This is a genomic window from Stenotrophomonas sp. P5_B8, assembly GCF_054049855.1.
Genome location: NZ_JBFULO010000545.1, coordinates 1 through 2128 on the forward strand (window position 1 = coordinate 1; position 2128 = coordinate 2128).

At 61.4% G+C, this 2128-nt stretch carries 2 protein-coding genes; one reads left to right on the top strand and one right to left on the bottom strand.

Features of this window, described 5'->3' with window-relative positions; all coding sequences use genetic code 11:
• Positions 1 to 145 precede the first annotated feature (145 nt).
• On the top strand, positions 146 to 424 hold the full coding sequence (locus ACXJKH_RS19155) for an NHLP-related RiPP peptide (RefSeq protein ID WP_256775254.1): 279 nt from the start codon (positions 146 to 148) through the stop codon (positions 422 to 424).
• On the opposite strand, the gene ACXJKH_RS19160 is transcribed toward ACXJKH_RS19155, so the two are convergent.
• A partial coding sequence (locus ACXJKH_RS19160; RefSeq protein ID WP_457321747.1) for a putative peptide modification system cyclase occupies positions 387 to 2128 on the bottom strand: 1742 nt, incomplete at its 5' end. The genes ACXJKH_RS19155 and ACXJKH_RS19160 overlap by 38 nt on opposite strands.

Here is a 2128-nt window from a genome sequence, read left to right on the forward strand (position 1 = left end):
ATCGGGATGCACATGGATATTGAATGAAGCTCCTTCCGACGGCAGCGTTCTCAAGACCGGCAAGAGCTGGCCGCTATGGATACCGATACCGTGACATCCGATGCTGCGCATTACTTCCTGACATACACAACTGGACCTTCTGCATATGGCGAATCACAAAGTACCGCTTTCCCTTTCCGATGCTGCCGCACTTCTGGATCTGCTGACAACCGACGATGCGTTCCGCGCCGCATTTCAAGCAAACCCGGCAGAAGCGCTTAAGCAGGTGAGTGAAGCTGCGGCGGAAGCGGCGGTCGAGTGCGCCATGCCGGGCCAGCTCGCATCAGTGGAAGAGCTGCTGGCTTCGCGCGCTCATCTCACCGGTCATCTCACCGAGAAGGGTATGTTCACCGTGCCGCATTGCTTCGTTGCGGGCGGCCAGTAATACGAGGATCTCGTCCCGGCGCCGCCTTGGCGACGGGACACCCCGACCGGGGCGGATAGGCCACGCTGTCACGGACGTTCAACGAGCGAAGCACCGCAGATCCTGCAACCTCGCCATAGGCCAGCCCACGCTGGCTTCGCAACCACTCCTGCTGCGCTGCCTCTCCCTGGGTATCACCGGCGTCGCGTAGCGCGGACGCCAATACACTGTGCGCCTGGAAGAGCTCATTGCCATTGATGAGCACCTTTAGCTGACGTGCCGCGCCGGCCGGGTCGCCAGCCATGCGTTGTTGATTGGCCTTGACGACAGCTAACAGCTCAGTGGTCTTCGCATCGCCTATCTCACTGGATAGTGTTTGCATCTGCGGCGTGTGACGGGCGAATGCGTCGCCCAACCCCATCCGTTGTGCCGCATACATCATCGATGCGGCGAAGAATAGCCGCTGCCCGCGATCATCGGCAGAGGGATCACCGGCAAGGGCAAGCAGGGACCCGAACGTCTTCTCCACCCGAACGCGAGACGCACACATTCCCGATGCCGCCTGGGTGACGACGGCAACCACGGAAAGGAACTCGCACACCGAAGCAGAATCTTTGCAGTTTGCAGCCGCCTCTACTGCCGCCGCTGCAGCAGCCTCCGTGTCCCCGCGATCCAAGTCCAGCGAGACCCCTTCCAGCCACTGTGCAGGCCCGGGGCCTGGAATGGCCGCCAGCATCTTGCTGGCCTTTTCAACATCACCGGACGCGGCGATCGCCGCCACCATATGTCTGTTTGTCTCACCGTTTGACATCGTCAACGCGCGGCGCTGGGTGGCCAACGCGGCGTTCAATTTTCCTTGTGCCAATTGAATGCGCCCAAGCAGATGCAGCGTCACCGGCCTCAGCGGGTTCTGTTGAACGTCGGCAGCTGCAACGGCACTCTCTGCTTCTGCGTACCGCCCCAGCAGGAATGCCGCCCAGGCATGGTTCACCCGTGCCCCATGATGGTCAGGGTAGAGATTCTCCATCGTCGCCCAGGCATCCAGCGATGCGGACTCATTGTTCGAGAGCAGGTCCAGCTTCCATGCGTCCAGATACAACTGTTCCCTCGTCGTCAGGCGACTGCGCAGGCGGTCAACCTTCGCCAGGATGTCCCGCGCTTCATCCCGCTTGCCGAGGCTAACCAGCACGCGCATCTGCGCAAGCCAGGCCATCGCAAATTCGGGGTCGATGTTGGTGGCTATCTCAAAGTACTTTCGCGACTCTCTCACCTGGTCGTCGCCATACATTGCCTGGCCCTTGGCATATGCGTTCAGGGCATCCAGGTTTGCCGTCGCAACTTCCGGCAGGGGATTGGAGGCCCGCTGCACGTCCGACAGGGCTTCACCCAGGCGGCCGCGCAATTGAGCGACTACCTCATCGGTGGAGGACAGCGCCGAGCTGTAGCCCCTTCCATCGGCGTATACGCTATAGACAGACTTCTTGCTCACCGGATCGATCACGTCAATCGAGACCCGGAGCTTTCCGTGGATTTCGCGGACGGACGGTACAAGCACCGCCCTGGCACCGTCGCGTGACGCAATCTGGACCGCGGCGGCCCGGTCGATGATGCTGCCTGGCGCGCGCATCATCCGCCCCATCGTGTCGCGGGTCTTGAGATCGCTGAGCACGTTCACGTATCGGGACTGTTCAAGGCTGATCCGAAACGCCTGTCCGAGCCCATCAT